Below are 20,446 nucleotides of genomic sequence, written 5' to 3' on the forward strand. Positions count from 1 at the left end.
CTTATCCAATATGCAGGTTATAAATCGCACATTTCGTTTCGGATCTAGTTTTCAGAGAATAAACTCTGAGATGTAAGCTAAGCTATGCGTTTGGTGGCGATGGCGGAGGGGTTCCACACGTACCCATCCCGAACACGACCGTTAAGCCCTCTAGCGCCGATGGTACTTGGACCGCAGGGTCCTGGGAGAGTAGGACGCCGCCAAGCGAATTCCCTTTGGGGTATTTTTTTTGCCCCCCTCGTAAGGAAAAGGGAAATATATTGGGGCCCTTAGCTCAGTTGGTTAGAGCGCACCTCTGATAAGGGTGAGGCCGGTGGTTCGAGTCCACCAGGGCCCACCATATAACCTTAAAACCATAGTGTATGGGGCCATAGCTCAGCTGGGAGAGCGCCTGCCTTGCAAGCAGGAGGTCAGCGGTTCGATCCCGCTTGGCTCCACCATTCCCTGATAGCTCAGTTGGTAGAGCACTCGACTGTTAATCGAGTTGTCACAGGTTCGAGCCCTGTTCGGGGAGCCATTCAGGAGAGGTGTCCGAGTTGGTCGAAGGAGCACGATTGGAAATCGTGTAGGCGCCAAAAGCGTCTCGAGGGTTCGAATCCCTCTCTCTCCGCCAGATAGAATTTTGTTACTGTGGCCCGTTGGTCAAGGGGTTAAGACACCTCCCTTTCACGGAGGTAACAGGGGTTCGAATCCCCTACGGGTCATATATATGGAGGCTTAGCTCAGCTGGGAGAGCATCTGCCTTACAAGCAGAGGGTCGGGGGTTCGATCCCCTCAGCCTCCACCATATAACTTTTAAATAACGACGCGGGGTGGAGCAGTCCGGTAGCTCGTCGGGCTCATAACCCGAAGGCCGCAGGTTCAAATCCTGCCCCCGCAATTATACTTTCTTTAAAGAAAGTGATCTGGAACCGTGGTGTAGTTGGCCTAACATGCCTGCCTGTCACGCAGGAGATCGCGGGTTCGAATCCCGTCGGTTCCGCCATTTTTACTCAAGTAATATTTTACACCGTGCCGGTGTAGCTCAACTGGTAGAGCAACTGACTTGTAATCAGTAGGTTGGGGGTTCAAGTCCTCTCGCCGGCACCATTTATTGCATTTACCTCTGAATTTATAATAGAATGTATATTGTAGTTTCAGATGGGAATACTGAGATACTCTCAGCGAATGTAAGGGATAGCTTATGGCGATCGTGGCGAAGTGGTTAACGCACCGGTTTGTGGATCCGGCATTCGGGGGTTCAATTCCCCTCGATCGCCCCATGTTTTCTTAATGGGGATTAGCCAAGCGGTAAGGCAACGGACTTTGACTCCGTCATGCATAGGTTCAAATCCTATATCCCCAGCCATTTTAGTTTTTAGTTTGAGTCATTAGCTCAGTTGGTAGAGCACCTGACTTTTAATCAGGGTGTCGAAGGTTCGAGCCCTTCATGACTCACCATTATATTTTGCGGTCGTGGCGGAATTGGCAGACGCGCACGGTTCAGGTCCGTGTGGGCTAACCCCCGTGGAGGTTCGAGTCCTCTCGACCGCACCATATATTCTGCGGAAGTGGCTCAGCGGTAGAGCATCGCCTTGCCAAGGCGAGGGTCGCGGGTTCGATTCCCGTCTTCCGCTCCAATATTTGCGCCCTTAGCTCAGCTGGATAGAGCGTTTGACTACGAATCAAAAGGCCGGGAGTTCGAATCTCTCAGGGCGCGCCATTATTTTCATAAGTATCGGGATGTAGCTCAGCTTGGTAGAGCACCTGGTTTGGGACCAGGGGGTCGCATGTTCAAATCGTGTCATCCCGATTTTTATATGCGGGTGTAGTTCAATGGTAGAACTTTAGCCTTCCAAGCTAATAGCGTGGGTTCGATTCCCATCACCCGCTTCATGGTAACAAGAAAGAGAGCTCTTGCTAATTGCAAGGGCTCTTTTTGATATAGTAAGCTAAGCTCATATAAGAAAATAGTGGGAGGACTTATGAAAAATAAAATAGAAACGCCAAAGATTCCCCTGGAACTCAAAGACTTATCGTTAACTTTAGAAGCATGGGAGAGTAAAGAAGAAATCAAACATGGACGATTTACCAATATCTCTATTGAGGATCAGAGCGCCAGCAGGGTTTCATTCGATAAAGTGGTCTTTGAGAACGTGATCTTCAGCCAGTCCTCTCTCCCCGAAGTCGAGCTTACTGATGTGATTTTTGATAAATGTGATTTGTCCAATATGGACTTTAACGGTTCTTTCCTCCACCGGACAGAATTTAGAAACTGTAAATTGCTTGGTACTAATTTTTCAAATAGCAGGCTCCAAAATGTAAGCTTTCAGGGCTGTGTAGCTGACCTTTCTTTATTTCGATTTTCCAAGTTTAAACAGGTGAAGTACACGGAATGTTCTCTGGTGAGTGGCGATTTCTTTCAAGCCACAGCTCAAAAACTGGAGTTTTCTGAATGCAATATAGATCAAGCTCTTTTGTCTGGGGTTAAGCTTAAGGGAGTGGACCTTAGTGACTGTAGCTTTGAAAGGTTACACGTGGATATTGAGGACCTGGACGGATGCATCATCTCTGATGCTCAGGCCGCCTCTTTTGTTGGATTATTAGGCTTAATTGTGAAGTAGGTTTGATTATGCGAGTGATCTTTGTTTAAATGAAGAGATCAATGAATGTACAATATCATGCTTTCACTGATAAAAAGGAGGCAGATTATGAAAAGGGCTCTGGTTATTGGAGGAAATGGAACATTAGGCAAGGCTGTTGTTGCGAAGCTTCAGGAATATTCCGTTGAGGTCATTACAGCCGGCAGGCAATCCGGGGATTACCATGTAGATATGACCTCGACTGAGAGTATTACATCCCTCTTTGAAACGGTAACTAATATTGATTATGTCATTGTTGCAGCAGGGCAGACCCATTATGCGAAGTTGGAGGAGCTGACTCCTGAGAACAACATGATTAGTGTGCAGGGGAAATTACTCGGTCAAGTGAACATCGTCTTGATTGGGCAGCACTACATCAACGATAAGGGAAGCTTTACGCTGGTCAGTGGCATTATACAGGACCATCCCATCCTGAAAGGCGCATCCAGTGCTATGGTCAACGGTGCAATTGATTCGTTTGCCAAAGCAGCAGCGTATGAGTTGCCCCGAGGTATACGTCTGAATTCAGTTAGTCCTAACCTGTTTGTTGAATCCGCAGAGAAATATAAGGGTGTGTTTATTGGCTTTAATCCGGTGCCTGTGGAGCGGGTCGCCAACACATTTATCCAGAGTGCACTTGGGATCGAAACAGCCCAAACCTTTAAAATATACTAACTGTAAGGAATGTTAAATAAAGGAGATCAACAGAATGTTCCTGTTGATCTCCTTTTGTTTTGGATGAAAAGGGATGTAGGCTTGAATGGGCAGATAAACCAAGCATATCATTGTATATTTAAGCGATACGGTATGGGAAGGGGAAAGACCGTGATCCGTTTCGTTTCATTAAGAACATAGACATGCCCATTTTCCCCGTTGCCTTTAAACCGCTAGATACCATACTTAGACTCATACGTTATGGACAGTAACAACCATTTAGTATCTTTCCAAGATGAGCTGAGTTTTCAGGCCATCGGCTGGAATGAGCCAGTTTTTGTTTTCTAGCACTTGCATCAGTTGGGTACGCAGTCCCGAAACAGCTGTAGAATCAGCTGTTTTGAACGAAATCTCAACGATATTCTCTACACCTGTGCCTGCTGCGTTACGAATCGGCCATACTTCAAGGGTGAGTTCCTGTCCATTCCATGTGCCTTCATAACGTTGGAATGTTACTGGGCCGTAGGCACGGGATGCCGTGAGTTGTTGTTTACCCCAGTTGGAGGAGGACCAGTTTTTTAATTTGCCAGGCAGCTTGTCCAATAACATGCTCAAGGCTTCCTGCTGTGATGGAAGTTGTACGCCTGTAGCTTTGGTATCCACCTTTTTAGTGTTAGAGAAGCTCAATGTTTGTTTGCCATATCCCCAGTCAATTTCAGCCTCGTAGTTATCATCTGACGCATCAAATCCCTCTTGGTTAGCCAGAGTCAACGCCGCATTAACATCACCATTGATGACAGGATAGCGCTTTTTATAAGTCAGTTCATAATTATTCTTGTCATCTTTCTTCCGAAAACGGACATCCCATCCTGCTTGATTCAGATTGAGTGCATTGGTGTCGAAGTACTCTGCGCTAATGTTTCTTGCTGTGGAGCTCAAGCCAAGCGTCTGAATGACTTCACTGCGTGGTGTCCCATCTGTGTTCAATACCAGCTCCGGCTTAGCCAGGAACTTCACTTCATAAGCAGGAACGGCGTTGGCTGCTGCAGAAGCCTGCGGTGCTTCCAGAAACGTCAGTCCACTTCCCAATGTCACGATGCTCAGCATGAATGAGGCGGTTACCTTTTTCCATTTTTTCAAAACCAATCACTCCCTAGGCTGGATTAACGTACAGACCCACTTTATCGTCCGAATATATGAAAGCGATTAAATAGAAGGACTCGTTGCGTTAACCCTGCATAGATTTGATGAATGCCAAGCGATAGTTTATATGGGATAGCAGGATCATGAATTAAAAAGAGAGAGGCTGTGGCTCATGTCCCGCAGTACTTCCTTGAAGCGGTTGACCTGGACGGAAGGATGACGATCTTTGTTGTGGACGGTATAAATATGCCGCGGAGCCTGCTCTCCTGGAATGGGGAGGACCTTGATCAGTCCATGCTGCTCTTCCCACTGTACAGCCATTCGTGACATGAACGAGATATGACCGCCGAGTAGAACCAACTGCTTGATCGCTTCCAGAGAGTCCATCTCAACGGTGCTTCGCAAACGAATATCATGTTGCTCCAGCCATTGGTTCGTTAAACGTCGAGTGCTGGATTCATCCCCATGCAGTGCAAAAGGAACCTGTGCTATATGCTCAGGTTTCAGCACATCCCTCTGAGCCAAGGCATGCTGTGGGGAGCAGATTAATACCAGATCGTCTTCACACAGCGTCTCTGCTTGCAGTACCGGACCTACAAACGGCTCTGAAGAGATTACACCTAGATCAATCTGGTGACGGATCAGCATTTCGCGGATAACGGGTGAAGGTTTGACTGATAACATAATTCGAATACCGGGGAATTCCTGAGAAAATGTATTCAAAATAGGCGGCAGCAGATACGTTGCAGGTACATAGCTCGCTCCAATGTGCAGGGTGCCCCGATAGAGGCTGTCATATTCCTGTACTACCCGGAGCGCCTCCTGGGTCAGGGCATTGATTTTGACGGAATAGTGTAAAAGGGCTTGTCCAGCCTCGGTTAGAAATGTCTTTCCACTACGCGATTCGAATAATCGCACCCCCATCTCTTCCTCCAAAGACTTCATATGAAAGGTAACGGTAGGCTGCTTGATGCCGAGAAGCTCGGCCACGCTGGTCATATGATGATGTTTATCAATGAGTTCAACAATTTGCAGTTTAATCAGGTTCAACGAACTCAACACTCCTCTCAGGTAACTTTTAATCACCTTATATAGATTTAATCTATGAAGATCAACAGAATTCATCTAAAAAGTTAATTCCAATTTTACATTTCTAACATACAACTCGCGAAAGCGGACGTTAGACTGAGAACAGTACAAGAAGACAGGCAGGGATGCTTATGAAAATGGAAATTAGGGGAATTCAAAAATCATTCAATCGCACTCCTGCGCTGCTGCCCACGGATTTAACACTTCAGCATGGACAGTTTACGACGCTGCTCGGCCCATCTGGCTGCGGCAAAACGACGTTGCTGCGCATGCTGGCGGGGCTGGAGCAACCGGATGCGGGAGAAATCGTCGCGGATGGCAAGAGTTTCTACTCGGCGACGAAGCGAATAGATGTACCGACACATAAGCGTAATCTGGGCATGGTGTTTCAGGATTTCGCATTATGGCCGCATATGACAGTATACGAAAATGTGGCGTTCGGCCTGAAAGCCGGAAAGCAGAAATCGGATCTGCGCCAGAAGGTGACCCAAGCACTTGGCATGGTTCGCCTGCAAGGCATGGAGGATCGTTATCCTCATCAGCTGTCAGGAGGACAGCAGCAACGGGTTGCTTTTGCCAGAGCGGTAGCAGTAAGACCGGGGATTATCCTATTCGATGAGCCGCTAAGTGCACTGGATGCCGTGCTGAGGGAAGAGATGCGAATTGAGATGATGTCATTGGTACGGGATATGGGACTTACAGCGTTGTATGTCACCCATGATCAGGTTGAGGCGATGTCGATGTCCGATGAGATTGTAGTGATGGAGAAGGGGCGCATATTGCAAAAAGGAACCCCGGAAACGATCTACGCATCGCCAAGCGATCCTTTTGTTGCTTCGTTTATTGGAAAGTCCAACTGGCTTACGCCTAATCAGTCCATGGTGAGACCGGAACATGTCTCCTGGAGCAAAACAGGTCATGACGATCTGTGTTATCAGGCAGTGGTGCTCAGCGTCAGTTATGTAGGAGAGCGTTATGAAATTCGGGTGCAGATGGAGGGACTGGGTGTATGGACAGCCTATCTGGATCGAAGAGTACGCGTAGGGGAAAAGGTTCAGCTCTATGTAGCCCCGGAGCGGATTTGCCGAATGAATGGACAAGACACTCCGATTGTGAAGCCGAGAGAGTTCATCGCAGCAGCCAACTGATCATGATGAGCATACAGCGTGAATTTGCAGAAACGTGAATACGAATATAATCAGAAACCAAGGGAGATGGAATGAAAATGTTGGGTATGAAAACACGGAAAAGAAGCGCAATGCTGTTATTATCAGCGGTAATGAGTATCAGTTTGTTCGGATGCAGTACAGGTAATTCAACTACCGGGAATGCGGGGCAAGCTGCTGGGGAAAGCAGTACGGCTACTGCATCGGCGGAAACAACAAAACCAGCCGGCGGTAAGCTGGTATTGTACAGTGCAGGACCTCAGAAGCTGGCGGATAACATCATCAGCGGATTTACTGCCAAGACGGGCATTGAAGTGGAGATGTTCCAGGGTACGACAGGCAAAATTCTGGCTCGCATGGAAGCTGAAAAATCCAATCCGGTAGCGGACGTGGTTATCCTGGCCTCCCTGCCTTCGGCACAAGCACTGAAAGCAGATGGTCTGACACTCCCATATCCTGATGCGGAGAATGCAGACAAGCTGAACAAGGAGTGGTCGGATGCCGACGGCAACTATTTTAGCTCCAGTGCTTCGGCACTCGGAATTGTCTACAATACGAAGCTGGTGTCCACGCCACCAACCAGTTGGGCTGAGCTGGCAACACCTGCCTGGAAAGATGTTGTGAACATTCCTGATCCTACACTGTCCGGTTCCGCGCTGGACTTCATTACGGGATACCTGAGTGTGAATGGAGATAAAGGCTGGGACTTGCTGGACAGCTACAAAGCCAATGGTGTAGCGATGGCAGGAGCGAATCAGGAAGCACTTGACCCGGTCATTACGGGAGCGAAAAGCATCGTAGCAGCTGGTGTGGACTACATGGCGTATTCCTCCAAAGCCAAAGGTGAACCGCTGGACATCGTATATCCAAAGGAAGGGACTGTAATCAGTCCAAGACCGGCAGCGATTCTGAAATCCAGCCAGAATTTGGAGAATGCCAAGGCATTTATCGACTACCTGTTGTCTGATGAGGCACAAAAGCTCGTTGCAGATGCTTACCTGATTCCGGGTCGTGAAGACATCGAGGCGACTAACCGGGCAAATCTGAAAGATATTCCGCAGCTTAAAGTGGATTGGAACTGGATGAGTGAACACGGAGATGAGACAGCGGCACGTTTCTCCGAGACTTTTAAATAAGAATAGTGTTATGACGAGCAAATCGAGCAACTAGAGCGACTTAGAGTGAAGAGACGATTGTCTTGTGGAAGTCATGTGAGGTGAAATCGTAGTGAAACCTGTTGTAGTAGACAACAACCGTATTTTTCGGAGAGTGGGCGTGATTCTGGCCCTCTTTCTGCTAACGATAAGCATTGGTGTACCGCTCTTGCTGATTTTCTGGCAAAGTGTGTATCCGGATGGGCAATGGGATTGGATGGCTCCGATTCGGACCATTACCGGACAGCATTTATCCGGGGTTCTACTGAATTCCGTCTGGCTGGGGATCTGCGTGGTAGCTGTAACAACGCTGCTGGCATTGCCACTGGCGTGGATGATGGCGAAGACCCGCATGGGTCAGCATCGCTGGGTGGACGTGATCCTGATGATTCCGTTCATGACCCCGCCGTATATCGGCTCCATGGGATGGATTCTGTTTATGCAAAAAGGGGGATACCTGCAGCAATGGGTGCCCTCCGCTGCGAGTTGGAGTGAGTTGTTCTTCAGCTTCTGGGGCATGGTGCTCATTATGAGCCTACATCTGTTCCCTTTCCTATATCTGTTGCTTCGGGATGCCATCATTCGCATTGGAGGCAACTTGGAAGAAGCGGGAGCGGTGCACGGGGGACGTGCTGGATACCGATTCAGACGCATTATTTTGCCACTGCTGTTGTCTTCCTATGGCATGGGAATCATGCTCGTCTTTGTCAAAACGATTGCGGAATTCGGAACACCGGCCACCTTCGGGCGCCGTATCGGTTATTATGTCATGACCTCTGAGATCCACAAGTATATCTCCAGTTGGCCGATTGATTTTGGCAAGGCAACCTCACTTGCATCGGTGCTGCTGTCGGTCTGTCTGGTGATGTGGTACATGCAGTCTGCCATGAGTCGGAAGTTCACGTACCGTCTGGTAGGGGGCAAGGGGCAGCGATCCAAACGATACTCCCTACGCGGCGGAGCGGGTTGGTTGTGCGGGTTGTATCTCGCGTTGCTGCTGATTCTGTCGGTGGGCATTCCGTATTTCTCCATTATTGCTGCTTCGACCATGAAGCTGCGCGGCGCGGGATTGTCCTTCGACAATCTGACGCTGGATCATTACCGAGAATTGCTGTCCTGGGGATCGGTCAGTATGAAAGCAATCGGGAACAGTCTGGGGCTTTCACTGGCAGCTTCGACGGTTGCGGTTATTATCGGTACAGGTTTTGCACTGACGATTGGTAAATCGTCTTCCTTTATGCAGCGTGTCATTGACCTGTTCAGCCTGCTGCCGAATACGGTACCTGGCATTGTCATGGTGGTGGGACTAATCCTGTTCTGGAATTCACCATGGATGCCGTTCACCCTGTACAACTCGTACGGAATGGTTGTTCTTACTTATGTGGTACTCTTTTTGCCGTACACGGTGCAGTATGTCAAATCAAGCTTCACTCAGATCGACGGAACGTTGTTCCAGGCGGGTCAGGTCTTTGGCGGAAGACCGTTGTATATTCTGCGGCGCATTCTTCTACCACTGATCATCCCTGGTATGCTGGCCGGGTGGATGATGACATTCACCATTGCCACGCGGGAGCTGGTAGGGTCGTTGTTAATTTTGCCTCCATCGATGCAGACATCGGCTACGTATATTTTTGCTCAATTTGAACAAGGTCAGGTTTCATTGGGAATGGCAATGGCCGTGGTTACTGTTGGTATGACGGTACTGATGCTGCTTGGCATCGAAGTTCTGAATTCGAAGAGAAAGTGGAATGCATCATGATCAAACTGAAGGTATGGGGCGGCGCCGGGGAACACGGGCGCTCTGCCTATCTCCTGAGAGGGAGCCGGGTTCAACTTTTACTGGATTGTGGCGTGAAAAAAGAAGGAGCCGGCGAGTATCCGTTGATTGAACCGGAAGTCGTTAAAGAGTTAGATGTGGTTTTGTTGTCTCACGCCCATGAGGATCATTCTGTCGCTATTCCATTGCTTTATAGGATGGGGTATCAGGGTGAAGTATGGACGACTCGGGAAACCAGAGAGCAACTGGACACCTACTTCAGAGCTTGGCGAAGAAATATGGAGAGGGCAGGACACACCCTCCCATACGAAGAAGGCGATGAACAACTGATTCGCTACCGATTTTTGGAGGACGAAGCCGAGGGTGGAACCTGGTTTGAAATGGTTTCTGGCGTCTCGGTGGTGTGGGGGCGTAGTGGGCACCTTGCAGGATCGGTATGGTTCGGGCTGGAAATGGAGGATAAGCGGATATTTTATTCCGGTGATTACACCTCCGAATCTATGCTTTTGCAGGAGGATTGTCCAGCGGATGTATTCTGGCAGGCAAGGTTACCACGTAACAGACGGGGGATCGATGCTCCAGTTAGTCAACATTGGAAAACGGATATACGAACCGCCGTGAATGGTGGGCATGTCTTGGCAGGACAGCCATCCGCGTCGAAGACTCTTCCTTTTGCTGCATCCGAAGGGGACTTACGATCCCATGTATCAGCAGGGAGAACTGTGGAGCAAGGGAATGCCTATGCCGTATCCAAGGGAGTAGAAGTGAACAAATCATCTTCATCCGGCCTACTGGATTTGGTGATTATGGATGCAGCCTATGGTATAGATCGCGATACGCAGGCCAACAAGCTGGAACTGCTGGAGCAGGCCATTCATGAGACGATTGCCCGGAGTGGAAAGGTGCTATTGCCTATGCCCTCGGTGGGTCGTGGTCAGGAAATCATGCTGTGGACACAGCAGCAGTTCCCAGACATTCCGATTGTCGTGGAACAAGGGCTGGTGGACGGACTGAAGCAGCTTTTGCGTGCGCCATATTGGCTAAAGGAAGAGGAAGAACACATACCGGGTTCTGTGAAGGAAGCAATTGGGCGTTTTCTGTGGGGTCATGGATGGGAGATGCCTGTGACAAAGGAAGAGCGAGAGCGGCTACTGCATCAACATGCTGCCTCTTTGTGGTTCATTCCGGACGGGATGATGCAGTCCTCTCTTGCTCGCTGGTACTATAGCCAGTTTGCGGACGATGAAAATAATCTGGTACTGCTCACTGGGCATGTCTCTGCTGGCACCTATGCTTACAGGCTGTTGCAGAATCCTGCAAAACACGGAGCGTGCGAGGTACGGAAAATTCGTTATAAGGTGCATCAGGGATGGAAGGATGTCGAGAAAATGCTGCATCAGGTTCCTGCAAGGCATACGGTGCTTGTGCATGCGGACCGGGCAGAGACGGATAAACTGAGAGAAGGTTTACTCAGCGAAAAATCGGTCTCGGGGAAAGGGATTTTGCATTCGCTATCTCCTGGAGATGAGCTGTATCTGTAAGTTGAATTTGATAATGATTGTATCTATGTAGGGCGTCCCTGTGGACGTCTTTTTGAATGTGGATTTTTAATGAAAAAAGCATGATGAGAAGTTATGCTTCTCATCATGCACGGGAGATGATTCAAGAATAGAATCTTTCGGATATCATCTGGTATCTTTTATAATTAGATTAGGGCTCGCGCTGAATAGGATGCTCCAGCTCTGAATGGCCCATCAAGCTATCGAGGGCTTCACCGTCCACCAGAATATCAATACTTTCTACTTCATCGTATTGAAACATCGTCTGGGTCAGTGCATCCAATGCAAGCAGCTCGCCACTGGTTCCCAATTTGGCCTCATCCGGAATATGAACATCCAAAGTGACTTTGCCCTCGCCGTACTTTAGGGAGAGCAATTCGACTTTTTCCCAGAGGGATACGAGCTCCGAATCGGTATTGTTTTGTAAAGCTTCAAATGTTTTTTTGTATTTCTCGGAATCGTCCTTGTATTCAATTTCCTGCTCTTTTTTCTCAAGTTCCAGTACCTGGGCGTCTGCGAAATACACATCAACCGCTTGTGTGTTCATTGTGCCCAGATCCACCTTTGTTTCGGATTGGTTTGGTGACGGTCCCCCCTGAACAGCAGGTTCGGCCGATCCGGATTCACTGACTGGCTTCTGAGCACAACCAATGCCAACCATCATTAAGAAGGATAAGACGAGTGCACATCCCAATTTCGTTTTCAATGGATCACATCCTCCAGCATATTTACATTATGTTTTATCATTTAATTTATACCCAGATATTCCTTAATCCCATCTGCTATCGCTTGAGCCGCTTTCATCTGAACAACATCGGACGACATCAGTTCTTCATCCATAACATTACTCAGGAATCCCACTTCCAAAAGTACTGCAGGCATGGTCGTATCTCTAATCACTTCCAAGTTGCCATTTTTCACACCACGGTCTTTGAGCCCCATGGCTTTAACCAAACGTTGATGAATGATAGTGGCTAATTCCTTGCTGCTGCTGCGTTGATAGTAGAACGTCTCTGTACCTGTCGCCTGGGGTGAGGACTCCACATTATTGCCATGGATAGATACAAATACATCCGCATTTAATTGATTGGCGAGCCGAACACGCTCCGGGCGAGTGGGATAAGTATCACCGTCACGAGTCATCACTAATTCGATATCCGGCTCATTGAGAAGCAGTGCTTGTACTTTGAGAGCCAATGCCAGATTATATTCTTTCTCGGGTTTGTTGGTGATGCTAGTTGTGCCTGGATCTTTACCCCCATGGCCTGGGTCGATGACAACGACCTTGCGTCCTGAATCGCCTATAGGAGTTACAGGAACGGGTGTGACGTTATCTCCTGAAACATTAAGATCAATAATCAGTTTATCGGCAATGATGTTCTGGCTGTACTGTACATCCTTCACATGGTTCAATTCAACGACAATTCGGACTTGGCCAGGGTCTTGTTTAAAAAGAGAATATCTAACTTCCGTTACATTGGGGTGTGCGTCCACATCCAATTTGCCATTCATGTTTTGATTCAAAGGTTGCGATAGATCACCAAACACTGCTCCGGGCAGATCCACAACCAGACGATCGGGATTCTTCAAAGTCGTCATCACTGGTTTGGATTCACCATCCATAGACACGACGAGCTGATTGTTGGCAAATTGGATATCGGTAACATGTGTTAGCGATGTTGGGTTACCGTTGCCTGGCTCAACATTGGGCTCTTTACTGGTGTCGGTGTTGACTAAGTATACAATCTTCTCCTTGTTGTTCCATTTCACGTTGAGCCCCATTTGTTCACTGACAAATCGAATGGGTACCACCGTGGTGTTATTTAAAATAAGTGGGGCTGTGTTCAAGGTAACTTGCTTGTCAGCGACCATAGCTTGCTTTTGATCAACGGTTAAAGAAATCGTCTTGTCATTTTGCTGGATCTTTACATTACGTGTATTTTGATTCCAATCCACTTTGAATTTCAAATTTTCGGCAACAACACGAATCGGAATCATAACATTATTATTCACGATGGTCACCTGAACGTCACTTGGGAGGATTAATTCCTCGCCGTCCAAGAAGATTTTCGACGTGCTTGCAGCGGCATTTCCCTGATGTGGGAGTACAACCAGAAAGAACAGACTTAAAAACAGGAGTAAAATCGTTTTCTTCATTATGCACCTCTACTATTTATCGTTACTGTATGGATACTTATCCAGCTTGAACCATTCGGCAAACTCATTACGGCTAATTTTCTTAACAGGCTTCACCTTGTTACTCTCTATGCTGTACCTATAAAGTATCATTTGATCAGACGGGTACTCACTGATGTAATCCAGTATTTTTCCGTTTTTTTGCCACAGAATCAGATTGGTACTAATATAATTGGTTGCCCTTGGCAGGTATATAAAGCTCTCTTTCTGAACATTGTAGATGGCTAGTGAGCTCTTGGAGGGATCTCCGTAAGAGAAGGCTATCTGATCTTCGTTGGGTGCCCAGTTATAGGTGGCAATGGTTTCTATGTTTTTCTTGCCTGCTTTATTCAATCGGTCATTTAATTCCGTCACGTCACCCGTTTGAAGGTTAAGCAGTATCAGAGTGTTTCCTGAGCTGCGTTCTGCGTGTATAGCAAGCCATGTATTGGAGTTAGAGGCAACAACACTTGTGATATCGAGCCAACTGTCCTCCAAATTACTCGTTTCAATCGTATGTTTCTGGCTCCCCTTGGTGACGACAATGGATTGAATTACGTTTTGTTCAAATGTGGGCTTACCTTCCAACTTCAATGTAGTAGCGGTTAAAGTAATATTTCCTCCTTTCCAGATAATTTTGTTGGTACTGTTACTCTTTTTAAACGGTTTGATGCTTGAATAGATGGAAGGAGTTACAGAAGTCGTATTAACGGAAAGTTGTGAAATTCGTTCTGGTGCAGCTGGTTTGGCACCAACAATGGATGACGATGTAGCCGTCAATCCCCCCAGTAATAACACAGTTGAAAACCAAATAGCAGCGTTGTTCATCTTGGTATCTCCTTCCGCTAGTGACAGTTTATAACCCTCAACATATCGATTCCAAAATATACCTTCATTATATAAACGGTAAAATTGTAAAAATGTTTCTTTTTTGATCGTTATTTATCTATTTTTATTTATAGAAGCATCTTGTGAGCATTCCAGTTCAGACAAAGACTAGCTATGGTTGGGAGAGTGTAATTAAATTTCATAAAATATTTGACTTGTGAAATTTTATATCATATACTGGGTGAAATTATGGCAGGATGACGTGTTCATCGGGGCTGGCGGGAGGTTGTGAAGGGATGGATACAGGCAGCTATCCGATGTGGGAGCAATATCGCTTGAAACGGGAGCATTACATCATTGGACTGATGTCAGGCACGTCCCTCGACGGGACGGATGCGGCATTGGTGCGTATTCTGACAGATGACAGCGGGGCATTGCAAAAGATCGATCTGGTTGACTTCGTCTGCGTACCGTACTCCAATGAATTGAGAGAAGTGCTGATTCGACTATGTTCACCAGAGACGGCACGCGTGGATGAGCTGACGGCTGCACATTTTGGCGTATCGGAGTGGTATGCTCACAGTGTCAGAGAGCTTATTCGATCCTCAGGATTCTCAGCCGGTCAGGTGGATGCGATCAGCATGCACGGACAGACTGTATGGCACGCACCAGTAGCCTCGGCTTTTCCAGGACCAGCAGGCGAGAGTCTTCCAGTAGTGTCCACGTTACAGATTGGCGAAAGCACCGTTGTACGTGAACGAACGGGCCTGCCAGTGATCGGCAATTTGCGGGCACGGGATATGGCGGCTGGCGGGGAGGGAGCGCCACTTACCCCTTATGCCGATGCGTTGATGTTCAGCAGTCCGGAGGAAGGACGTCTGGTGCAAAATATCGGCGGTATTGGCAACGTTACGGTGCTGCCATCAGCGTCTTCTAATGAAGGCATTTCGGCTTTTGATACGGGACCTGGCAATATGGTGATGGACGCGATCGTACGCCAGGCGACAGGTGGGCGGCAGCACTATGATCCAAATGGAAGCATCGCCGCACAGGGAAAGTTCGATCAGGATCTGGTAGATCTGTGTTTGGACGATACCTATTTCAAAAGGCTCCCTCCCAAGAGTACCGGACGTGAAGTGTACGGTGCGGCATATGCAGCACACCTGATGGAGAGGGCTGCTGCGCGTTCCTTATCCCTGGAAGATACGCTGGCTACAGCCACTTGTCTGACCGCGGAGACGATCGTGCGAGCAGTGAAGGATTTTATCCTGCCCAAGGTGCACATATCGGCTATGCTCGCCTGCGGTGGTGGCACTTCCAATGCCACGTTAATGGAGATGATCCGTCAGAGACTCCCGGAAGGTATCCGTTTGGAGCGAACAGCGGACTATGGTATACCAGATGATGCCCGCGAAGCGATTGGATTTGCCCTCCTTGGCCATGAGGCACTTATGGGTAGAACGAACACGCTCCCGGCAGTAACCGGCGCAAAACACGCCGTCATATCGGGCAACCTGACACTGTAGTGCAGCAAGGCTTTTGAAGGAGTTGCCATATGCAAGGACGTTTAATCAATTAGACTCTATTGGAATTATAGGATAAAATGCTTGTAGATGAAGGCAGTACGGAAAGGAGGAGCGGATGGAAGGCATGAAGGGTGGACTTGTACGTTTACGCGCATTAATGGATGACTTGACTCCGTCGGAACGGAAGATCGGAGCTTACATTCTGGATCATCCCCAAGAGACGGTTCAGTCTTCTGTGGCACAGCTGTCTGAACGGAGCGGAGGCAGCCCGGCTGCCATTATCCGTCTCTGCAAATCATTGGGTGTAACGGGTTTTCAGGAGCTGAAGCTGAAGATTGCCGGAGATTTGCAGACAGGTGAACAATACCAATATACGGAGATTCGTCCCCAGGACTCCATGGAGAGCATTATTCAGCATGTGTCCGCAAATAATATTCAATCGGTGAAGGATACCGTTCATATTTTGGACCCGCGTCTGGTGGAGCAGGCAGTGGATGTGCTTCATCGGGCGAACCGAATCTTTTTCTACGGGGTGGGGGCCTCCAACCTGATTGCGCTGGATGCACACTACAAGTTCATGCGAATCAATCGCACAAGCTTTTCGTTCGCCGATCCGCATATGCAGATTTCGTCCGCAACGACGCTTCGCGAAGATGATGCGGTGGTATGTATCTCGTATTCAGGGGAGACTTCGAACGTGATCTCCTGTCTGAAGCATGCTCGTGAAGGCGGCGCTGCAACGATTAGCATTACCAAGTGGGGGAGCAATACACTCAGTAGTCTGGCGGATGTACCCCTGATGATTACTTCCACCGAAAGCGATATCCGGAGCGGAGCAACTTCGTCACGCATCGCACAGCTGAACGTGATCGACATTTTGTATCTGGCGATTGCCAGCCGCGACTACAACCAATCGGTGGAATATTTGGAGAAGAGCCGGCAGGCTATTCTGGAGCATAAGTGAAGTAGAGCCATATGAATCCCTTTCTGTTTATACAGGAGGGGATTTTTTTGACGGATTATAGCGGCTTTTAAAAAAAATTATAAAAAGAGCCCAGACTAATGTCGGGCTCTTCTCTTTCAACCTCTAGAAATACCCTTGTACGGCTCAGGAAGGACCCACAATGGCGCTGCGGACAAATCCGTCAGCCAGATCAAGTCTTCGCTGAGCTTCCACGGCGTCCACGCCTGCCATTAGCATGACGATTGCTGTTTTTACATGACCGTCTGCACCGGCAAAAGCATGTTCAATATCCGCTTCGTTCGCTCCGGTTGCCAGATGGATCATGCGTTTGGCCCGATGGACAAGCTTTTCGTTCGAAGGGTTCAGATCGACCATGAAATTACGGTAAACCTTCCCCAGACGAATCATGGCGGTAGTGGTGAGCATGTTCAGAATCATTTTCTGGGCGCTGCCGGCCTTCATACGTGTTGAACCCATAACAACCTCTGGTCCGACAACAGCCTCGATGCTCACATCAGCCAAAAGGGTCATCGGCGTACCTGCGTTGTTACTCAGGCTGATCACCGTAGCTCCAATCTCCTTGGCGTGTCTCATCGCACCCAGTACATACGGCGTCCGGCCACTGGCTGCAATGCCAACCACGACATCGTTTTCGTCTATTCCATGTTCATCAAGGTCTGCGGCTCCCAATTCCTCGCTATCCTCAGCACCTTCAACCGGGTCCTTCACTGCCCGGAATCCTCCTGCAATAATACCCTGCACCATGGAAGGAGGGGTTCCGTAAGTAGGAGGGCATTCCGAAGCGTCAAGTATTCCCAATCGTCCACTGGTACCTGCGCCTACATAAAATAGCCTGCCGCCAGACTGAAAGGCCTCCAAGATCAGGTCCGCCGCTTGGGCAATGACTGGAATCAAGGGCTGAATGAGCTCCGCAATCCGTTGATCCTCTTTATTAATTAGCTCCATAATTTCTGCTGAAGGCAGTTCATCTATATGATCCGTTAGTGGATTGGGTTGTTCCGTTAGTAGTGAGTTCAGCATGTGATTCATCCGTATGGCCTCCTTCTCTCTTTTAAAATGATTCATTCAGGGAACAGCGTCTTCTTGCCAGTTGTGCTGCACCAATCACTGGAGCAGGGGCATCTTCATGATATACAAAGTCCAACTCTCCATAATATCCCGACAACTTCTGGATAAATGTATTTCGGAAAAGCGCAGCGTATCGAAACAACGATCCGGACAGGACAACCTGAGTGGATGCAAATTCGGGATGACGGGCAATCAGCGCCTTGGCGGTATCCGCCAGTTGTGCGGCCTCATCGATGATCAGTGCCCGCGCGGCCTCATCCCCGGATTCAGCTGCTTCTATAGCAAGGCGGGCGATGGATGCTGTCTCGGTTTTACCCCAGTCTTTCTGGTACACCCGTGTCTTTAGCTCCGAGATATCCCGAAGTTTCAGTTTCTTTAGAAGAAGCGGGGTTAAACGGGTGGGAGGAAGAACACCGTCATAGCTCTGCATCACCACTTGGAGTGCACGCTGCCCAATACGATAGCCGCTCCCCTCATCTCCGAGCAGATGACCCCAGCCTCCTGCACGGTATCGCTCTCCTTCCAGCGTAAATCCGTACACAATGGACCCTGTTCCAGAGATACACAATACACCGTGAGTATGTCCAAGAGTGGCCATCAGAGCAATCTCTCCTTCGGATACAACCCAGACTGGACAACCTTCTGATCCCTGTTGATTACGGCTCTTCATATAGTTAGTTACTGCTTCGGCTATAAGTTGCCGTTCTTGGATCGTATCTACACCTGACATACCAAGGCATATACCCTCACAATTTGTCGATAAATCACTTATTAGATTAAATAGCTGTTCCAGCACTCGTTGCAGTTCAGAAATGGCCTGTTCAGTTGATACGGTGTGAGGATTCGTGGGACCGCCGTTGAGTCGGGCGAGAATTTCGCCAGATTCAGAAATGATTGCTGCATCAGTATTGGTACCGCCTCCATCTACGCCTACATATACTCGCAAAGTGGCTCACCTCGATTGCTTGAGTTTTCTTTTTACATAGTATAGAGGCATAAAATGAAAAAGTAAAATTAAATTTTATAATAAAAAATAATGTTGAATTTTTATTTCATAGCTCATATAATGAACTCAATCTACAATTTTGGAAGGAATTAATACTGTTAATGTTAACTAAGTTGACGTTAATATTGCATTTAAGAGATTAATCCTGCGTACGTTCAGGTCTAATCCATAAGGGAGGTGCATTTTCCTTACTGCCACGCTCAATAATCTGTTAAGTCGTTTAAGGATGGATCATTTCAAAAGGGGTAGCATGGTTAGGCAATGCAATTATCGGGAGACGACACGCGAAGGAGATGAAGGGATGAAAAAGAAGGGTCTGGTATGGGCAATGTTGTTGATGATGGTCTGGGTTACTGCCTGCGGGAATAGCGGGGGCGCTGCTTCAGATGATCCCAATGCGGAAGATACGGTGACCGTATGGACTTATCCAGTACATGGGACATATGAAGATGAACTGAAGGATCTGATCGTTGATTTCAATAAAGAATACCCGAACATTACCGTGAAGACGGAAATGCTCTCCTGGGCGGAAGGGCCCAAAAAATTCGATGTCGCTCTGAACGCGGGCAACCCGCCGGATCTTTACTTTCATAGTGTAGACGGCACATATGTGAATACGGGATTGGCACTTGAGCTGGACAGCTACCTGACACCTGAGATCAAGGATGACTATCTGCCAGGTACGCTTGAATTAGGTCAGATCCAAGGGAAACAGTACGGACTGCCGTTGTATCAATTCCAATGGGCATGGGGTGGTAACAAACGCATTCTGGAGGAAGCAGGCATTGACTGGAAATCCATTCAGCAAAATGGCTGGACCTGGTCCGAATTCAACGCTGCCGCAGCCAAGCTGACCAAAACGCTGGATGGTGGGGCGAAACAATATGCACTGGTTACCGATGGAACCTCGCTTGATTTCATTGAAATGCTGTCCCGAAACAACGGAATGATTGACGTTCTCGATAAAGCTGGCACGTTCCAATGGAATGATGGGCGCATTCTGGATACTCTCTCTTTTATCAAAAATCTGATGGATCAAGGGTATATGCCGAAGGAAACGGCTGCTCTTGCTCCAGCAAAACGGACGGATATGTTCTACGCGGGTGAAACGGCGATCATCTCCAAAGCGATTCCTTATTATGATGTGATGATTCAGAACCGCAACAAGGATATTGACGACGGCAAGGTACAAGGGGAGAAAATTGATTTTGTCCTGCTGCCTGTACCGCATAATGACGATCAACCTGCGGCAACAACGATGGGCGGCGAAGGGTATGTAGCCTTCAAACAGAAGAAGGACAAAGGTGAGCAGCATGCCAAAAATACGTTCCTGGTCATGGAGGCGCTCAGTGGTGCCAAAGCAGGCAACTCGGCCAATGAACTGGCGCTCCCATTCGTAAGACAATCCCAGGTAGATCTGTTTAAAGGAAAAGAACTTGGTCAACCGGATAATCTGGCTGCTGCGAAAGTAATGGCAGAGAATATCGCTATGCCGGTTGTACTGGAACTGGATATCGACAAAGCATCACAGCAAAAACAATTCAAGGAACAAGTTGTGAAGCCTAACATTCAGGCGCTGTTCTCGGGAGAGAAGACACCGGAGCAGATCGCAGAAGACTTCAAGAACAAAGGCCAGCAGATGTTTGGACAATAACTCGGACCATACAACATAACGCAAAACCACACTGATTAGGA

The 20,446-nt window shown here is 48.1% G+C and carries 16 protein-coding genes, 17 tRNA genes and 1 rRNA gene; 27 read left to right on the top strand and 7 right to left on the bottom strand.

Features of this window, described 5'->3' with window-relative positions:
* The first annotated feature begins 89 nt into the window (after positions 1–89).
* The 20 genes from rrf to G3352_RS02765 all read left to right on the top strand — a co-directional run bounded on the left by rrf (position 90) and on the right by G3352_RS02765 (position 3,296).
* Positions 90–206, top strand: a 5S ribosomal RNA gene (rrf, locus tag G3352_RS02670).
* A 57-nt stretch (positions 207–263) separates the two neighbouring features.
* Positions 264–340 (top strand) — tRNA-Ile (locus tag G3352_RS02675).
* A gap of 24 nt (positions 341–364) precedes the next feature.
* Positions 365–440, top strand: a tRNA-Ala gene (locus G3352_RS02680).
* 1 nt (position 441) lies between these two features.
* Positions 442–517 (top strand) — tRNA-Asn (locus G3352_RS02685).
* 4 nt (positions 518–521) lie between these two features.
* Positions 522–613 (top strand) — tRNA-Ser (locus tag G3352_RS02690).
* Between the two features lie 19 nt (positions 614–632).
* Positions 633–704, top strand: a tRNA-Glu gene (locus tag G3352_RS02695).
* Positions 705–711: 7 nt separating this feature from the next.
* A tRNA-Val gene (locus G3352_RS02700) sits at positions 712–787 on the top strand.
* Between the two features lie 19 nt (positions 788–806).
* A tRNA-Met gene (locus tag G3352_RS02705) sits at positions 807–880 on the top strand.
* 27 nt (positions 881–907) lie between these two features.
* A tRNA-Asp gene (locus G3352_RS02710) sits at positions 908–985 on the top strand.
* A 28-nt stretch (positions 986–1,013) separates the two neighbouring features.
* A tRNA-Thr gene (locus G3352_RS02715) sits at positions 1,014–1,089 on the top strand.
* 97 nt (positions 1,090–1,186) lie between these two features.
* Positions 1,187–1,262: transfer RNA gene (locus G3352_RS02720), tRNA-His, on the top strand.
* An 11-nt stretch (positions 1,263–1,273) separates the two neighbouring features.
* Positions 1,274–1,348, top strand: a tRNA-Gln gene (locus G3352_RS02725).
* Between the two features lie 16 nt (positions 1,349–1,364).
* Positions 1,365–1,440: transfer RNA gene (locus G3352_RS02730), tRNA-Lys, on the top strand.
* A 9-nt stretch (positions 1,441–1,449) separates the two neighbouring features.
* Positions 1,450–1,536, top strand: a tRNA-Leu gene (locus G3352_RS02735).
* Positions 1,537–1,544: 8 nt separating this feature from the next.
* Positions 1,545–1,619: transfer RNA gene (locus tag G3352_RS02740), tRNA-Gly, on the top strand.
* A 6-nt stretch (positions 1,620–1,625) separates the two neighbouring features.
* Positions 1,626–1,702 (top strand) — tRNA-Arg (locus G3352_RS02745).
* Positions 1,703–1,718: 16 nt separating this feature from the next.
* Positions 1,719–1,792: transfer RNA gene (locus tag G3352_RS02750), tRNA-Pro, on the top strand.
* Positions 1,793–1,801: 9 nt separating this feature from the next.
* Positions 1,802–1,872: transfer RNA gene (locus G3352_RS02755), tRNA-Gly, on the top strand.
* A gap of 92 nt (positions 1,873–1,964) precedes the next feature.
* Positions 1,965–2,603 carry a pentapeptide repeat-containing protein gene (locus G3352_RS02760; RefSeq protein WP_163753571.1) on the top strand — a complete coding sequence of 213 codons (639 nt, stop codon included), beginning with the start codon at positions 1,965–1,967 and terminating at the stop codon, positions 2,601–2,603.
* An 87-nt stretch (positions 2,604–2,690) separates the two neighbouring features.
* Positions 2,691–3,296 (top strand): short chain dehydrogenase, encoded by a 606-nt coding sequence (locus tag G3352_RS02765; RefSeq protein WP_076290732.1) that lies wholly within the window; start codon positions 2,691–2,693, stop codon positions 3,294–3,296.
* Between the two features lie 258 nt (positions 3,297–3,554).
* Here the strand turns inward: G3352_RS02765 and G3352_RS02770 are convergent, their stop codons facing one another.
* Positions 3,555–4,415, bottom strand: a complete 861-nt coding sequence (locus G3352_RS02770) for a CYTH domain-containing protein (protein ID WP_163753572.1) — start codon at positions 4,413–4,415, stop codon at positions 3,555–3,557.
* 144 nt (positions 4,416–4,559) lie between these two features.
* A complete protein-coding gene (locus G3352_RS02775) occupies positions 4,560–5,468 on the bottom strand; it encodes a LysR family transcriptional regulator (protein ID WP_163753575.1) in 909 nt (302 codons plus the stop codon).
* A gap of 170 nt (positions 5,469–5,638) precedes the next feature.
* Here G3352_RS02775 and G3352_RS02780 point away from each other — a divergent pair, with 170 nt between their 5' ends.
* The 4 genes from G3352_RS02780 to G3352_RS02795 all read left to right on the top strand — a co-directional run bounded on the left by G3352_RS02780 (position 5,639) and on the right by G3352_RS02795 (position 11,145).
* Entirely contained in the window at positions 5,639–6,655 is a 1,017-nt protein-coding gene (locus G3352_RS02780) for an ABC transporter ATP-binding protein (protein ID WP_163753577.1), read from the top strand.
* Positions 6,656–6,732: 77 nt separating this feature from the next.
* A complete protein-coding gene (locus G3352_RS02785; RefSeq protein WP_163753579.1) occupies positions 6,733–7,809 on the top strand; it encodes an ABC transporter substrate-binding protein in 1,077 nt (358 codons plus the stop codon).
* 91 nt (positions 7,810–7,900) lie between these two features.
* Positions 7,901–9,586: an ABC transporter permease gene (locus tag G3352_RS02790; protein WP_111620086.1), complete on the top strand. Its 1,686-nt coding sequence runs from the start codon at positions 7,901–7,903 to the stop codon at positions 9,584–9,586.
* Positions 9,583–11,145 carry an MBL fold metallo-hydrolase gene (locus G3352_RS02795; RefSeq protein WP_163753581.1) on the top strand — a complete coding sequence of 521 codons (1,563 nt, stop codon included), beginning with the start codon at positions 9,583–9,585 and terminating at the stop codon, positions 11,143–11,145. Before G3352_RS02790 ends, G3352_RS02795 begins: the two co-directional genes overlap by 4 nt.
* 169 nt (positions 11,146–11,314) lie before the next feature.
* Here G3352_RS02795 and G3352_RS02800 read toward each other — a convergent pair whose 3' ends face one another.
* Genes G3352_RS02800 through G3352_RS02810 form a run of 3 tightly spaced genes read right to left on the bottom strand, consistent with a single transcriptional unit; the run spans position 11,315 to position 14,166 of the window.
* On the bottom strand, positions 11,315–11,869 hold the full coding sequence (locus tag G3352_RS02800; protein ID WP_163753583.1) for a GerMN domain-containing protein: 555 nt from the start codon (positions 11,867–11,869) through the stop codon (positions 11,315–11,317).
* A gap of 41 nt (positions 11,870–11,910) precedes the next feature.
* Positions 11,911–13,320: an N-acetylmuramoyl-L-alanine amidase family protein gene (locus tag G3352_RS02805; RefSeq protein WP_163753584.1), complete on the bottom strand. Its 1,410-nt coding sequence runs from the start codon at positions 13,318–13,320 to the stop codon at positions 11,911–11,913.
* A 12-nt stretch (positions 13,321–13,332) separates the two neighbouring features.
* Positions 13,333–14,166 (bottom strand): hypothetical protein, encoded by an 834-nt coding sequence (locus G3352_RS02810; RefSeq protein ID WP_163753586.1) that lies wholly within the window; start codon positions 14,164–14,166, stop codon positions 13,333–13,335.
* 296 nt (positions 14,167–14,462) lie between these two features.
* Here G3352_RS02810 and G3352_RS02815 point away from each other — a divergent pair, with 296 nt between their 5' ends.
* The gene (locus G3352_RS02815) at positions 14,463–15,692 is read left to right on the top strand and encodes an anhydro-N-acetylmuramic acid kinase (RefSeq protein WP_163753589.1); all 1,230 of its coding nucleotides are present in this window, start codon (positions 14,463–14,465) and stop codon (positions 15,690–15,692) included.
* Positions 15,693–15,816: 124 nt separating this feature from the next.
* Positions 15,817–16,656: a MurR/RpiR family transcriptional regulator gene (locus G3352_RS02820; RefSeq protein WP_064642976.1), complete on the top strand. Its 840-nt coding sequence runs from the start codon at positions 15,817–15,819 to the stop codon at positions 16,654–16,656.
* A gap of 144 nt (positions 16,657–16,800) precedes the next feature.
* Here G3352_RS02820 and murQ read toward each other — a convergent pair whose 3' ends face one another.
* Positions 16,801–17,706, bottom strand: a complete 906-nt coding sequence (murQ, locus tag G3352_RS02825) for an N-acetylmuramic acid 6-phosphate etherase (RefSeq protein ID WP_163753591.1) — start codon at positions 17,704–17,706, stop codon at positions 16,801–16,803.
* A gap of 22 nt (positions 17,707–17,728) precedes the next feature.
* Positions 17,729–18,691, bottom strand: a complete 963-nt coding sequence (locus tag G3352_RS02830) for an N-acetylglucosamine kinase (RefSeq protein WP_163753592.1) — start codon at positions 18,689–18,691, stop codon at positions 17,729–17,731.
* Positions 18,692–19,052: 361 nt separating this feature from the next.
* On the opposite strand from G3352_RS02830, the gene G3352_RS02835 reads away from it, so the two are divergent.
* The gene (locus G3352_RS02835; protein ID WP_163753594.1) at positions 19,053–20,405 is read left to right on the top strand and encodes an ABC transporter substrate-binding protein; all 1,353 of its coding nucleotides are present in this window, start codon (positions 19,053–19,055) and stop codon (positions 20,403–20,405) included.
* Positions 20,406–20,446: the final 41 nt, after the last annotated feature.

The organism is Paenibacillus sp. ALJ109b, from assembly GCF_010747435.1.
Classification (GTDB): domain Bacteria; phylum Bacillota; class Bacilli; order Paenibacillales; family Paenibacillaceae; genus Paenibacillus; species Paenibacillus taichungensis.